This is a genomic window from Streptomyces sp. CLV115, assembly GCF_038448545.1.
Taxonomy (GTDB): Bacteria; Actinomycetota; Actinomycetes; order Streptomycetales; family Streptomycetaceae; genus Streptomyces; species Streptomyces sanglieri.
The window spans coordinates 1-12,906 of the sequence record NZ_JBCEWQ010000096.1 but is presented as its reverse complement, the minus strand read 5'-3'; the positions used below and the strand labels follow the sequence as shown (position 1 = coordinate 12,906).

The following is a 12,906-nucleotide window of genomic DNA, read 5'->3' as shown; positions in this document are numbered from 1 at the left end:
TCTCGGAGGTTACGAGAAAATGTCCACAGTTACCTCGAAACGACGGCTCACCGCTGGTGCGGCCCTCGTGGTCGCGGCGCTGATGACCACCACGGCGTGCGGCGGCGGCGACGACAGCGAAGGCGGCGGCAAGTCGAAGGGCGCCGGCTTCAACGCCGCGTTCAACAAGGTCGCCAACCCGTCCACCAAAAAGGGTGGAACGCTGAAGATGGTCGGCAAGCAGGACCTCGACTCCGCCGACCCCCAGCGTGCCTACTACGGCATGGCCTGGGACTTCATGCGCTTCTACACCCGCCAGCTGGTCAGCTACGACACCAAGCCGGGTGCGGGCTCCACCAAGCTGGTCGGCGACCTGGCCACCGGCCCCGGTGAGATCACCGACGGCGGCAAGACCTACACGTACAAGCTGCGTGACGGCATCACCTGGGAGGACGGCTCGAAGCTGACCTCCAAGGACGTCAAGTACGGCATCGAGCGCATCTGGGCGACGGACACCATCACCGGTGGCCCGCAGTACCTCAAGCAGACGCTGGACCCCAAGGGCGAGTACAAGGGCCCCTACAAGGACAAGTCCGCGGACAAGCTCGGTCTCAAGTCGATCGAGACGCCCGACGACAGCACCATCATCTTCAAGCTGCCCAAGCCCAACGGTGACTTCGAGCAGTTCCTCGCCATGCCGTCCGGCACGCCCGTGAAGGCGGACAAGGACACCGGCGCCAAGTACACCCAGCGCCCGTTCTCCTCCGGCCCGTACAAGTTCGAGTCGTACAAGCCGGGCAAGAGCATCGTGCTCGTGCGCAACGACAAGTGGCAGAAGGCCTCCGACCCGCTGCGCGCCGCGCTCCCGGACAAGGTCACCGTGACGATCTCCGCCAACCTGGAGGAGAACGACAAGAAGCTGATGGAGGGCGACTACGACGTCGACCTCAACGGCACCGGCATGACCCAGTCCGGCCGCGTCACCGCCGTCCAGGACCACAAGGACAGCGTCGACAACATGCAGACGTCCTTCGTCCGCTACGTCGCGCTCGTCCACACCGCGAAGCCGCTGGACGACGTCCACTGCCGCAAGGCTGTCTTCTACGCCACCGACTTCGCCGGTCTCCAGCAGACCCGCGGTGGTGAGATCGCCGGTGGTGCGATCGCCAACAGCACCCTGCCGGTCTCCATCAAGGGCCACAGCGACTACGACCCGTACGGCGTCCTCGCCCGCAAGGGCAAGCCGGACCTGGCCAAGGCCAAGGACGAGCTGAAGCAGTGCGGTCACCCGACCGGCTTCTCCACCAAGCTCACCGCCCGCAACAACAACCCGGGCGAGGTCGACACCGCCGAGGCGCTCCAGGAGCAGCTCGGCAAGGTCGGCATCAAGGTCGAGGTCGACCCGCTCGACGGCGCCGAGGCGTCCAGCATCACCGGCTCGCCGTCCGTCGTGAAGAAGCGCGGCTACGGCATGACGATGAGCGGCTGGGGCCCGGACTTCCCGTCCGGCCAGGGCTTCGGCCAGCCGCTGTGGGACAGCCGGTTCCTCTCGGACACCGGTAACTACAACGAGTCCCAGATCAAGGACCCGCAGATCGACAAGCTCTTCGACAACGCGATCGCGGAGACCGACCCGGTCAAGGCCGGCGAGATCTACAAGGCTCTCGACAAGCGGATCCTCGACCAGGCCGACTGGATGCCCTTCATCTACGAGAAGAACATCACCTGGCGCGGCAGCCGTCTGACGAACGCCTACATGTCCGACGCCTACAACGGCCGTTACGACTACGTCTCGCTCGGCGTCGTCAAGTAGCCGCTGTAGTCAACAGCATCTGCAGTCAACCCGGTTGACTGTTCCACCGCCGGGCCGCACACAGTGCTTGCTTATCTCATCCGGCGCCTGTTCGCCGTAGTCATCATGGTGCTCGTCGTACTGCTCGCGACGTTCACCATCTTCTTCATGCTGCCCAAGTGGGCGGGTCAGGACGTCGCAGTCCTCTTCGCCGGCAAGGCCACGGGTGTCGAGCAGCTCCAGGGCATCCGGATCAAACTGGGTCTCGACGACCCCCTCCTCGTCCAGTTCTGGGACTTCGTCAAGGGCATCCCGATGGGACGCGACTACGCGAACGGTGCCGATGTCACCCACTGCGCCGCGCCCTGCTTCGGCTACTCCTTCCGCACGGAGGTCCCCGTCTGGACCACCCTCAAGGACGCGCTGCCCGTGACCGGCGCGCTCGCCGCCGGTGCCTGCGTGCTGTGGCTCCTCGGCGGTGTCGCCACCGGCGTGGTGTCCGCGCTCCGGCGCGGCACGATCTGGGACCGCGCCGCGATGACCACGGCGCTCGCCGGCGTCTCGCTGCCGATCTTCTTCACCGGCATGGTCGCCATGGGCCTGTTCGTGCACAACTTCGGCTGGGTCCACATCGCCGACAACCTCTCCACGGACGACGGCATCGGCACCTGGTTCCAGAGCCTGATCCTGCCGTGGATCGTGCTCGCCTTCCTGAACGCCGCGATGTACGCCCGCCTCACCAGAGCCACCATGCTCGAAGTGCTCGGCGAGGACTACATCCGCACCGCCCGCGCCAAGGGCCTGGGCGAGGGCACCGTCATCACCCGGCACGCCCTGCGCTCCGCGATGACTCCGATCCTCACCGTCTTCGGTCTGGACATCGGCGTGCTCCTCGGTGGCGCCGTCCTCACCGAGTCCACGTTCAACCTGCCCGGGCTCGGGCTCGCCGCGGTCCAGGCGATCAGCAACAAGGACCTGCCGGTGATTCTCGGCGTCACCCTGTTCGCGGCCCTCGCGATCGCCGTCGCCAACCTCGTCGTCGACATCATGTACGCCGTCATCGACCCGCGAGTGAGGCTGGGATGACCGAACTGCACAAGAGCGGTGCCGCGCTGGGCGAACCCTCCCCGGCCGGCTCACCCGCTCCCACCGCCTTCCTCGAAGTGCGCGACCTCAAGGTGCACTTCCCGACCGACGACGGCCTGGTCAAGTCCGTCGACGGACTCAACTTCCAGCTGGAGAAGGGCAAGACCCTCGGGATCGTCGGCGAGTCCGGCTCCGGCAAGTCCGTCACCTCGCTGGGCATCATGGGCCTGCACACCACGGGCCAGTACGGCAAGCGCAAGGCGCAGGTCTCCGGCGAGATCTGGCTGGACGGCAAGGAGCTGCTGTCCGCCGACCCCGACGAGGTGCGCAAGCTGCGCGGCCGCGACATGGCCATGATCTTCCAGGACCCGCTGTCCGCGCTGCACCCGTACTACACGATCGGCAAGCAGATCGTGGAGGCGTACCGGGTCCATCACAGCGTCGACAAGAAGACCGCCCGCAAGAGGGCGGTCGAGATGCTCGACCGGGTCGGCATCCCGCAGCCCGACAAGCGCGTCGACAGCTACCCGCACGAGTTCTCCGGCGGTATGCGCCAGCGCGCGATGATCGCCATGTCGCTGGTCAACAACCCCGAGCTGCTGATCGCCGACGAGCCGACGACCGCGCTGGACGTCACCGTCCAGGCGCAGATCCTCGACCTGATCCGGGACCTGCAGAAGGAGTTCGGCTCCGCGGTCATCATCATCACCCACGACCTGGGCGTCGTGGCCGAGCTCGCCGACGACATCCTGGTGATGTACGGCGGGCGCTGCGTGGAGCGCGGACCGGCCGAGAAGGTGTTCTACGAGCCCCGGCACCCCTACACCTGGGGCCTGCTGGGCTCGATGCCGCGCCTCGACCGCGACCAGACCGACCGGCTCATCCCGGTCAAGGGTTCCCCGCCGTCGCTCATCAACATCCCGTCGGGCTGCGCCTTCAACCCGCGCTGCCCGTACGCGGACGTGCCCAAGGACGACGTCACCCGCACCGTACGGCCCGAGCTCCAGGAGGTCGGCGGCCGGCACTGGGCGGCCTGCCACATGTCGCCGGAGCAGCGGGAGCGTATCTGGACCGAAGAGATTGCGCCCAAGCTGTGAGCGAGGACAAGGCCGTGACGAGCGAGGACAAGGGCGTCGACGTTCCGGCGCAGAGGTCGGCCGGTGACACCGCCTCCCGCGAGGTGCTGCTCAAGGTGACCGGGCTGCAGAAGCACTTCCCCATCAAGAAGGGGCTGCTGCAGCGCAACGCCGGTGCGGTGAAGGCCGTCGACGGGATCGACTTCGAGGTGCGCTCGGGCGAGACCCTGGGCGTCGTCGGCGAGTCCGGCTGCGGCAAGTCGACGATGGGCCGGCTGATCACCCGGCTGCTCGAACCCACTGCGGGGAAGATCGAGTTCGAGGGGAGGGACATCACGCACCTCGGCGTGGGCGGCATGCGCCCGATGCGCCGGGACATGCAGATGATCTTCCAGGACCCGTACTCCTCGCTGAACCCGCGGCACACGATCGGCACGATCGTGGGCGCCCCCTTCAAGCTTCAGGGCGTCACGCCGGACGGTGGCGTCCGCAAGGAGGTGCAGCGGCTGCTGGAGGTCGTGGGCCTGAACCCCGAGCACTACAACCGCTATCCGCACGAGTTCTCCGGCGGTCAGCGCCAGCGCATCGGGATCGCCCGCGCACTGGCGCTCAACCCCAAGATGGTCGTGGCGGACGAGCCGGTGTCGGCGCTGGACGTGTCGATCCAGGCGCAGGTGGTGAACCTGCTCGACGACCTCCAGAGCGAGCTGGGCCTCACGTACGTGATCATCGCCCACGACCTGTCGGTGGTCCGGCACGTCTCGGACCGGATCGCGGTGATGTACCTCGGCAAGATCGTGGAGCTCGCCGACCGCGAGTCGCTCTACAGGGCGCCGATGCACCCGTACACGAAGGCGCTGCTCTCGGCGGTCCCGATTCCGGACCCAAAGCGCCGGTCGGTCAAGAGCGAGCGGATCCTGCTCAAGGGCGACGTGCCCTCGCCGATCTCGCCGCCCAGCGGCTGCCGCTTCCACACCCGGTGCTGGAAGGCGACGGAGGTCTGCAAGACGCAGGAACCGCCGCTGGCCGAGCTGAAGACCGGGCACCAGGTGGCCTGCCACCACCCGGAGAACGCGCCCGACCAGGTGCCCGGCGAGACGGTGACCGCGGCGGCGCGCGAGGCGATCCAGATCGTCGGCGTGCAGAAGCCGGAGGCCGCCGAGGCGAGCGGGGCGGAGGGTGGCTCCTCCTCGCCCGATACGCCGGAGGACAGCACGAAGGAGTAGTACCGGCACAATTGCCCGGTGCTCAACGAACTGTTCACGCCCTCCGTCCAGCATGCGCTCGACATCGTCGGAATCTTCGTCTTCGCGATCTCCGGCGCTCTGCTCGCCGTACGCAAGAACTTCGATGTCTTCGGCATCGCGGTGCTCGCCGAGGTGACCGCGCTGGGCGGAGGGCTGTTCCGTGACATCGTCATCGGGGCGGTCCCGCCCGCGGCGTTCACGGATCTCGGCTACTTCACCACCCCGCTGCTCGCCGCCGTCCTGGTGTTCTTCATGCACCCGCACGTCGAGCGGATCCAGGTCGGCGTCAATGTCTTCGACGCGGCGGGCCTGGGACTGTTCTGCGTCACCGGCACGGTCAAGGCGTACGACTACGGCCTGGGGCTCACCGCGTCGGCGGCCCTCGGTCTCGCCACCGCGGTCGGCGGCGGTGTGCTGCGTGACGTGCTGGCCAACGAGGTGCCCTCGCTGCTGCGCTGGGACCGCGACCTGTACGCGGTGCCCGCCATCGTCGGCGCCGCGATGACCGTCCTCTGCATCCGCTTCGACACGCTCAACGCGTTCACCAGCGGCACCGCCGTGATCGTCGCCTTCGTGCTGCGGCTGCTGGCGATGCGCTACCACTGGCGGGCCCCGCGCGCCTACAACCGGAAGTCCGCGTCGGCCGAGGAGAGCCCGGCGGCCACCTGAGACACGTCCCGTCCGGCACGGCACGGCCAGGCCGGCTGACATATTCCGGCCAAAAAGCTACCGCTCAGTAATACAATCGGTGTACGGTGCATCGCATGGCACAGGCAGCAGAGCAGGCAGCGCGGACCGGACAGGCGACCATCGGGGACAGCGAGTTCGACCGCGACACCGCCGTCACCCTTCGCGAAGAAGGCGTCTACGACGCCGAACTCTCCGCCGGATGGACGATCATCCACGCCGTCAACGGCGGATATCTGCTGGCCATGCTGGGCCGCGCGCTCGGCCAGGCCCTGCCGCACCCGGACCCCTTCTCCGTCTCGGCGCACTACCTCACCGCCTCCGTCCCCGGCCCCGCGGTGATCCGGACCCAGACCGTCCGTACCGGCCGCACCCTCTCCACCGGTCAGGCCTCCCTCTTCCAGTTCGCGCAGGACGGTACGGAGGTCGAGCGCATCCGGGTCATCGCCACCTACGGCGACCTGGACGGACTGTCCGACGAGGTCCGTACGTCGGCGAAGCCGCCGGCTATCCCGCCGATGGAGTACTGCCTCGGCCCGGGCGACGGCCCCGCCCCGATTCCCGGCAGCTCCGCCATCACCGGACGGCTCGACATCAAGCTCGACCCGGCGACGGTCGGCTGGGCCGTCGGCGCACCCTCCGGCAAGGGCGAGATGCGCGGCTGGTTCGGCCTCTCGGACGGCCGCGACGCCGACCCGCTCTCGCTGCTGCTCACCGTCGACGCGCTGCCGCCCACCTCGTTCGAGCTGGGTCTCAAGGGCTGGACGCCCACCATCGAGCTCACCACTCACATCCGCTGCCGCCCGGCCCCCGGCCCGCTGCGCGTCTCCATCACCACCCGCAACCTCGCGGGCGGCTTCCTGGAGGAGGACGCGGAGGTCTGGGACAGCGCGGACCGGCTGGTGGCCCAGTCCCGCCAGCTGGCCCGCGCACCGCGCTCCTGACGGCCGGCCGCGGCCGGGGCGGGGCACGGGCGAGGGCGGCGGACGCGAGAAGCTGGTGAGGTGAAATCCGACCGGCTGCTCTCGATCCTCCTGCTGCTCCAGACCCGCGGTCTGGTGCCCGCCACCGAGCTGGCCGAGCGCCTCGAAGTCTCCGTACGCACCATCTACCGCGACATCGAGGCGCTGTCCGCCTCCGGCGTCCCGGTCTACGCCGAGCGTGGGCGGCACGGCGGCATCGCGCTGCTGCCCGGGTTCCGCACCGATGTCACCGGGCTCACCGCCGACGAGGCCCGTGCCCTCTTCGTCCTCGCCGCCGAGGGCGCCCATGCCGCGCTCGGCCTCGACGAGGCGCTCGGCTCCGCGCTGCGCAAGGTGATGGCCGCCCTGCCCGAACCGCACCGGCCCGCCGCCGAGCTGACCAGCAGGCGGATCCTGGTCGACCCGGTGCGCTGGATGAGCGGCCCGCAGCCGGCCGTCGACGTGGCCGAACTCCACGACGCCGTCCTCGCCGACCGGCGGTTGCGGCTGGACTACCGCCACAGCGGGACGAGCACCCCGCGCACCTACACCGTCGATCCGTACGGCCTCGTCGTGAAGGCAGGCGTCTGGTACCTGGTGGCGGACCGGGACGGGGTGCCCCGGCTCTTCCGGGCCGACCGGGTGCGCCGGGCCGGCCTCATGGACGAACCGGTCGTACGACGGCCCGGGGTGGAGCTCGTGGACCTGTGGGGCGCCCTGCGCCGACAGGTCGAGGAACGGCCGGGGCGGGTGCGGCTGTTGGTACGCGTGCACCGCTCCCGGCTCGATCTGTTCGTGCGCCTGCACGGCGGGGCGGGCGAGACCGGAGACGGGCGCGGGGAGTGGCTGCGGGCCGAGCTGGCCGTGGACTCGGTCGAGTGGGCCCGCGCCCTGCTCTCCTTCGGCCCGAACGCAGAAGTGATCTCGCCGCCCGAGGCACGGGACGTCCTGCTGCGTCACGCGATGGCGGTCGTGGAGCTGTACGGGGATGCGGGCGGGCGCTGAGAGGCGGGTGCGGCCTATGGGGTGGCGGTGCCGTCCGTGCCGTCCAGCCAGTGCCGCCGGCCGAGGTTGATCAGCCTCAGCCGACGGCGGGCCACCCGGGCCACCTCCTGCTCGCCGCCCGGTCCCGCGTCCAGCAGCGCCGACGTGGTGATCACCATGAGGTCGACATAGAGACCTCCCAGCATCAGCAGGTCCTCCTCGCTCCACCCCCCGGACTGCGGTTCCCCGGCGATGGCCGCCGCCATCTCCTCGGCGAAGAGCCGCAGTTGGGCCGCTATGGCCTCGCGGACCGGGCCGACGCCGCCATGCTGCTCACGGGCGATGAAGCGGAAGTGGGCGGGCTGCTCGCAGACATGGCGCAAGGTCAGCTCGACGCTGCGGTCCAGACGCTCCTCGCTGGCACCGGTCTCGGCGAGCGTCGCGGCGATCATGCCGTGCAGGCTGCCCAGCGCCTCCTCGACGAGCGCCACACCGAGCGCCGCCGTGTCGTCGAAGTGCCGGTAGAAGGCGGTGGGCGTGACGCCCGCGGCCCGGGTCACCTCGCGCAGCCCGAGGCTGCTGAGGCTCTGGTGCTCCAGGAGTCCGAGTGCGGCATCCAGCAGCGCCTGACGGGTTCTCAGTTTCTGGGCCCGGCGGATGCCGACGGTGTGACTCATGCCATTCAGTAAACAACTGTTCTCCGGAGCGGGAAAGTGTCGTGCGGGTCTAGACTGAGCAGTCAGTGAACAGTCGTACTCTCAAATGCTCGTCGAGAGCTCGCAGAAAGGCTGAACATGCTCGCCCTCGTCGCCGCCCTGCTCCTGCTGGGGGTCGTGCTCGGAGCGGTGGTCCAGATCCCGCTGCCGCTGACCTTCGCGCTCGCCGCTGTGATCGGCTGCTGGCTGCTGATCTTCGCCGTGCGGGAACGGACCTGCGCGCAGCGCCGTTCGCGCTGACCGCCCCTCCAGCCGTCGTCCCGGTCGTCGTCCCGACCCCGACCGTCGTCCCGGCCGCAGTTCCGGTCGTCGTCCCGACCGCAGTTCCGAAGGAGCCCGCACCATGACACTCACCGCATCGGTCCACTGCCGCGCAGCGGACGACGGGCCGGCCGTCGAGGAAGGGGCCGGAACCGGCCCTCGGTCCGGCCCGGAGCCCGTCCCCGAGTCCGTGGTTGCCGCCGCGGCCGAATCCGGCGACCGCAGCGCCCGGACCCGGGACGCCGACGGGCTGGCCGTCGCCTCGTTCGTGCTGGGGCTCGTCGGTCTGCTGGTGATGAACATCCTGCTCGGCCCGGCCGCGATCGTCATGGCGGTGCTCGCGCTCGTACGCTCCACTTCCCGCCGCGGCCGCGCCCTCCTCGGGCTCGCGCTGGGCATCGCCGACCTCGTGGTGCTGGCCTGCCTGGTCACCGGCTCCTCCACCGTGTCCTGGAACTTCGCCGGCTGACGCGGTACCCGTACGACCGGCAGGACGCGGCCCGCCGCTCACGGCCGGCCGCATGCGGGAGCCGCCACGCACGACCGGATCGGACTCCGGATCGGTGCGGGCCACCGGGTGCCGCGCGCGGTGCGCGGGGACCGGGCCGCGATGCGCCCGGCATACGCCCCGCCGGGGGCTCGTAGAATCGAGCCCACCATGGCTTACCTCGACCACGCCGCGACCACGCCGATGCTTCCGGAAGCGATCGAGGCGATGACCGCCCAGCTCGCCGTCACCGGCAACGCGTCCTCACTGCACGCCGCCGGGCGCCGGGCCCGCCGCACCGTCGAGGAGTCGAGAGAGACCCTCGCCGATGCCCTCGGCGCACGCCCCAGCGAGGTGGTCTTCACCTCCGGCGGCACCGAGGCCGACAACCTCGCCGTGAAGGGCCTCTACTGGGCCCGCCGCGACGCCGACCCGCGCCGCACCCGGGTGCTGGCCAGCCCCGTCGAGCACCACGCGGTGCTGGACGCCGTCGACTGGCTCGCCGAACACGAGGGCGCGAACGTCGAATACCTCCCCGTCGACGGGCACGGACGCGTCCACCCGGACGTACTGCGCGAGGCGATCCTCCGCGACCCCGGCGATGTCGCGCTGGTCACCGTGATGTGGGCCAACAACGAGATCGGCACCATCATGCCGGTACGCGAACTGGCCGCCGTGGCCGGTGAGTTCGACGTACCGATGCACGCGGACGCGGTGCAGGCGTTCGGACAGCTGGAGGTCGACTTCGCCCGGTCCGGGCTGGCCGCGATGACGGTCAGCGGGCACAAGATCGGCGGCCCCTTCGGCATCGGCGCGCTGCTGCTCGGCCGCGAATACACCCCCGTGCCCGTGCTCCACGGCGGTGGCCAGGAGCGGCACGTCCGTTCGGGCACCCTCGACGTGCCGGCCGTCGCCGCCTTCGCCCTGGCCGGGCGGCTGGCCGCCGACGGGCGCGAGGAGTTCGCCCGTGAGATCGGCGGGCTCCGCGACGATCTGGTCGCGGCCGTGCTGGCGGCCGTGCCCGACGCCGTCCTCGGCGGCGACCCCGCCCCCGGCGGCCGGCTCCCCGCCAATGCCCACTTCACCTTCCCCGGCTGCGAGGGCGACTCCCTGCTCCTGCTGCTGGACGCCCAGGGCATCGAGTGCTCGACCGGCTCCGCGTGCACCGCCGGGATCGCCCAGCCCAGCCACGTACTGCTGGCCACCGGCACCGATCCGGACCTGGCCCGAGGCACCCTGCGCTTCTCGCTCGGCCACACGTCCACCAAGCAGGACATCGACGAGGTGGCCCGCGCGATCGGACCGGCGGTGGAACGGGCGCGGACAGCGGGACTCAGCTGAATCCGGCGGATCCGGGCCCACCCGGCGGCAGGGCGGGCCCCGCGGTCACCCCTTGCACACCCGGCGGCAGGGCGGGCCGCGTGGTCACCCCTTGCGCCCGGCGGTCATCTCCTTCTCCGCCGCCCGGACCAGCTTCAGATACCGGTCCCAGTCCCAGTGCCTGCCCGGATCGGTGTGGTCCGCGCCCGGTACCTCCACGTGCCCGACGATGTGCTCCCGGTCCACCGGCATCCCGTACCGCCCGCAGATCGCCGCCGTGAGCCGCGCCGAGGCCCCGTACATCGCGGCCGTGAAGTCCTGCGGCCGGTCCACGAAGCCCTCGTGCTCTATCCCGACACTGCGCTCGTTGTACGACCTGTTCCCCGCGTGGAACGCCACGTCCAGCTCACGGATCATCTGCGTCACATGGCCGTCCTTGCGCACCACGTAATGCGCCGCCGCCCCGTGTCCCGGGTCCTGGAAGACCTTCACCGCGCTCTGATAGCTGCCCTGGGTGACATGGATGACGACCCGGTCGATCGTGTAGTCGTCGGGGCGGTCGGCCCGCCGCCAGTTCGCCGAGGAGGCCGATATCCACTGGGCGCGCGCGTAATCCACCTCGCCGGGCTTCCGGGGCTTCTCCACCCCCGGCAGCCGCCACCAGGCGTGCTCCAGCTGCTCCCGCGCCAGCGCCGCGGTGCCCACGGCCGTGACCGCGGCACCGATCAGCAGCCCGCGCCGACTGATGCCGCGCCCCGACTTCGCGCCCCCGGAGCTCTTGGCGCCGCCCGTCCCCTTGGTGCTCATGTGATCCACAACGCATATCCGCGAGCGTTCGGTTCCCGGCGACCCGTACCCTGGTGGAGCTATGACTGAGACTTCCCAGCGCCCCCTCCGTGTGCTCGCCGCCATGTCGGGCGGTGTCGACTCCGCCGTCGCGGCGGCCCGTGCCGCCGAGGCGGGCCACGACGTGACCGGTGTGCACCTCGCCCTCTCCGCGAACCCGCAGTCCTTCCGTACCGGGGCGCGCGGCTGTTGCACGATCGAGGACTCCCGCGACGCCCGCCGGGCCGCGGATGTGATCGGCATCCCGTTCTACGTCTGGGACCTCGCGGAACGGTTTCGCGAGGACGTCGTCGACGACTTCATCGCGGAGTACGAGGCGGGGCGCACCCCCAACCCGTGCCTGCGCTGCAACGAGAAGATCAAGTTCGCCGCGCTCCTGGACAAGGCCCTCGCGCTCGGCTTCGACGCGGTCTGCACCGGCCACTACGCCACCGTCGTCCGGGGCGAGGACGGCAGCCGCGAGCTGCACCGCGCCTCCGACATGGCCAAGGACCAGTCGTACGTCCTCGGCGTCCTGGACGAGAAGCAGCTCGCCCACGCGATGTTCCCGCTCGGCGACACCCTCACCACCAAGGACGAGATCCGCGCCGAGGCCGAGCGCCGGGGCCTGGCGGTCGCCAAGAAGCCCGACAGCCACGACATCTGCTTCATCGCCGACGGCGACACCCAGGGCTTCCTGGCGAGCCGCCTCGGCACCGCCGAGGGCGACATCGTCGACGAGTCGGGCACGAAGGTCGGCACCCACGAGGGCGCCTTCGGCTTCACCATCGGCCAGCGCAAGGGCCTGCGCATCGGCCACCCCGCCCCCGACGGCAAGCCGCGCTACGTCCTGGACATCTCCCCGGTGAACAACACGGTGACGGTCGGCCCGGCCGAAGCCCTCGACGTCACCGCCCTCACCGCCATCAAGCCCCGCTGGTGCGGCACCGCCCCGGCTGGCCCCGGCACCTACACCGCCCAGCTCCGCGCCCACGGCGGCGAGACGGAGGTGACGGCGGAACTGACGGACGGCACGCTCCACGTCACCTTCACCGAGCCGGTACGGGGCGTGGCCCCCGGCCAGGCGGTCGTCCTGTACGACGGCACCCGCGTGGTCGGCTCGGCGACGATCGCGACGACGGTACGGCGGGAGACGGCGGCAGCGACAACGTCCGGCTGACCAGGACGACCTCCGGAGCTACGCCGGCCCCTTGTCCGCCGCCCGAGCGGCTCCGCCGGCCCACGTGCAACAGCCCCTGCATGGGAGCGGCAGGGGAAAGCAGCTGTGTGCTGACCGAACTCGGCTGCAGACCACAGCTGTTGAAGGCCGAGCTGACCAGGTAGCCCCGTGCGTCGAGCCGAGGGGCCGGCCGCCGCGCGGATCCAGTAATGGCACCGATGTTCCGGATCGGCGTCCGGGACATGGGACCGGACACCTCTGCGGCGCCCCGCGCGGTCGCGTCCGACCCCCGTACGGGCGGGAC

General features: G+C 70.4%; 13 protein-coding genes. 11 read left to right on the top strand and 2 right to left on the bottom strand.

Annotated features, from left to right (window positions below; all coding sequences use genetic code 11):
- Nucleotides 1-19: 19 nt before the first annotated feature.
- The 7 genes from AADR41_RS27610 (at nt 20) to AADR41_RS27580 (ending at nt 7,834) form a co-directional block, all read left to right on the top strand.
- A complete protein-coding gene (locus tag AADR41_RS27610) occupies nt 20-1,792 on the top strand; it encodes an ABC transporter substrate-binding protein (protein ID WP_342284113.1) in 1,773 nt (590 codons plus the stop codon).
- A gap of 63 nt (nt 1,793-1,855) precedes the next feature.
- A complete protein-coding gene (locus AADR41_RS27605) occupies nt 1,856-2,857 on the top strand; it encodes an ABC transporter permease (protein ID WP_124717342.1) in 1,002 nt (333 codons plus the stop codon).
- Complete coding sequence (locus AADR41_RS27600; protein WP_124716256.1) at nt 2,854-3,954, top strand: ABC transporter ATP-binding protein; 1,101 nt, start codon at nt 2,854-2,856, stop codon at nt 3,952-3,954. The genes AADR41_RS27605 and AADR41_RS27600 overlap by 4 nt, the downstream gene beginning before the upstream one ends.
- Nucleotides 3,951-5,159 carry an ABC transporter ATP-binding protein gene (locus AADR41_RS27595; RefSeq protein WP_342284112.1) on the top strand — a complete coding sequence of 403 codons (1,209 nt, stop codon included), beginning with the start codon at nt 3,951-3,953 and terminating at the stop codon, nt 5,157-5,159. The genes AADR41_RS27600 and AADR41_RS27595 overlap by 4 nt, the downstream gene beginning before the upstream one ends.
- Before the next feature lie 18 nt (nt 5,160-5,177).
- The gene (locus AADR41_RS27590; protein ID WP_342284111.1) at nt 5,178-5,849 is read left to right on the top strand and encodes a trimeric intracellular cation channel family protein; all 672 of its coding nucleotides are present in this window, start codon (nt 5,178-5,180) and stop codon (nt 5,847-5,849) included.
- 95 nt (nt 5,850-5,944) lie between these two features.
- Nucleotides 5,945-6,811 (top strand): thioesterase family protein, encoded by an 867-nt coding sequence (locus tag AADR41_RS27585; protein ID WP_342284110.1) that lies wholly within the window; start codon nt 5,945-5,947, stop codon nt 6,809-6,811.
- Between the two features lie 60 nt (nt 6,812-6,871).
- Nucleotides 6,872-7,834, top strand: coding sequence for a helix-turn-helix transcriptional regulator (locus AADR41_RS27580; RefSeq protein ID WP_342284109.1), 963 nt, complete (start codon nt 6,872-6,874; stop codon nt 7,832-7,834).
- Between the two features lie 14 nt (nt 7,835-7,848).
- On the opposite strand, the gene AADR41_RS27575 is transcribed toward AADR41_RS27580, so the two are convergent.
- Entirely contained in the window at nt 7,849-8,490 is a 642-nt protein-coding gene (locus tag AADR41_RS27575; protein WP_342284108.1) for a TetR family transcriptional regulator, read from the bottom strand.
- Between the two features lie 117 nt (nt 8,491-8,607).
- Here AADR41_RS27575 and AADR41_RS27570 point away from each other — a divergent pair, with 117 nt between their 5' ends.
- The 3 genes from AADR41_RS27570 (at nt 8,608) to AADR41_RS27560 (ending at nt 10,618) form a co-directional block, all read left to right on the top strand.
- Nucleotides 8,608-8,769 (top strand): hypothetical protein, encoded by a 162-nt coding sequence (locus AADR41_RS27570; protein ID WP_342284107.1) that lies wholly within the window; start codon nt 8,608-8,610, stop codon nt 8,767-8,769.
- 103 nt (nt 8,770-8,872) lie between these two features.
- On the top strand, nt 8,873-9,259 hold the full coding sequence (locus AADR41_RS27565; RefSeq protein ID WP_342284106.1) for a DUF4190 domain-containing protein: 387 nt from the start codon (nt 8,873-8,875) through the stop codon (nt 9,257-9,259).
- Nucleotides 9,260-9,448: 189 nt separating this feature from the next.
- The gene (locus AADR41_RS27560; protein WP_342284105.1) at nt 9,449-10,618 is read left to right on the top strand and encodes a cysteine desulfurase family protein; all 1,170 of its coding nucleotides are present in this window, start codon (nt 9,449-9,451) and stop codon (nt 10,616-10,618) included.
- Nucleotides 10,619-10,702: 84 nt separating this feature from the next.
- Here the strand turns inward: AADR41_RS27560 and AADR41_RS27555 are convergent, their stop codons facing one another.
- On the bottom strand, nt 10,703-11,404 hold the full coding sequence (locus tag AADR41_RS27555; protein WP_342284104.1) for an N-acetylmuramoyl-L-alanine amidase: 702 nt from the start codon (nt 11,402-11,404) through the stop codon (nt 10,703-10,705).
- A gap of 61 nt (nt 11,405-11,465) precedes the next feature.
- On the opposite strand from AADR41_RS27555, the gene mnmA reads away from it, so the two are divergent.
- Nucleotides 11,466-12,602 carry a tRNA 2-thiouridine(34) synthase MnmA gene (mnmA, locus tag AADR41_RS27550; RefSeq protein ID WP_342284103.1) on the top strand — a complete coding sequence of 379 codons (1,137 nt, stop codon included), beginning with the start codon at nt 11,466-11,468 and terminating at the stop codon, nt 12,600-12,602.
- The last annotated feature ends 304 nt before the right edge of the window (nt 12,603-12,906 follow it).

What these genes read in the sequence shown, in the direction of transcription:
- AADR41_RS27555 (WP_342284104.1), bottom strand. Translation starts at nt 11,404, where the DNA reads ATGAGCACCAAGGGGACGGGCGGCGCCAAGAGCTCCGGGGGCGCGAAG.
- AADR41_RS27585 (WP_342284110.1), top strand. Translation starts at nt 5,945, where the DNA reads ATGGCACAGGCAGCAGAGCAGGCAGCGCGGACCGGACAGGCGACCATC.
- AADR41_RS27575 (WP_342284108.1), bottom strand. Translation starts at nt 8,490, where the DNA reads ATGAGTCACACCGTCGGCATCCGCCGGGCCCAGAAACTGAGAACCCGT.
- AADR41_RS27610 (WP_342284113.1), top strand. Translation starts at nt 20, where the DNA reads ATGTCCACAGTTACCTCGAAACGACGGCTCACCGCTGGTGCGGCCCTC.
- AADR41_RS27560 (WP_342284105.1), top strand. Translation starts at nt 9,449, where the DNA reads ATGGCTTACCTCGACCACGCCGCGACCACGCCGATGCTTCCGGAAGCG.
- AADR41_RS27600 (WP_124716256.1), top strand. Translation starts at nt 2,854, where the DNA reads ATGACCGAACTGCACAAGAGCGGTGCCGCGCTGGGCGAACCCTCCCCG.
- AADR41_RS27565 (WP_342284106.1), top strand. Translation starts at nt 8,873, where the DNA reads ATGACACTCACCGCATCGGTCCACTGCCGCGCAGCGGACGACGGGCCG.
- AADR41_RS27570 (WP_342284107.1), top strand. Translation starts at nt 8,608, where the DNA reads ATGCTCGCCCTCGTCGCCGCCCTGCTCCTGCTGGGGGTCGTGCTCGGA.
- mnmA (WP_342284103.1), top strand. Translation starts at nt 11,466, where the DNA reads ATGACTGAGACTTCCCAGCGCCCCCTCCGTGTGCTCGCCGCCATGTCG.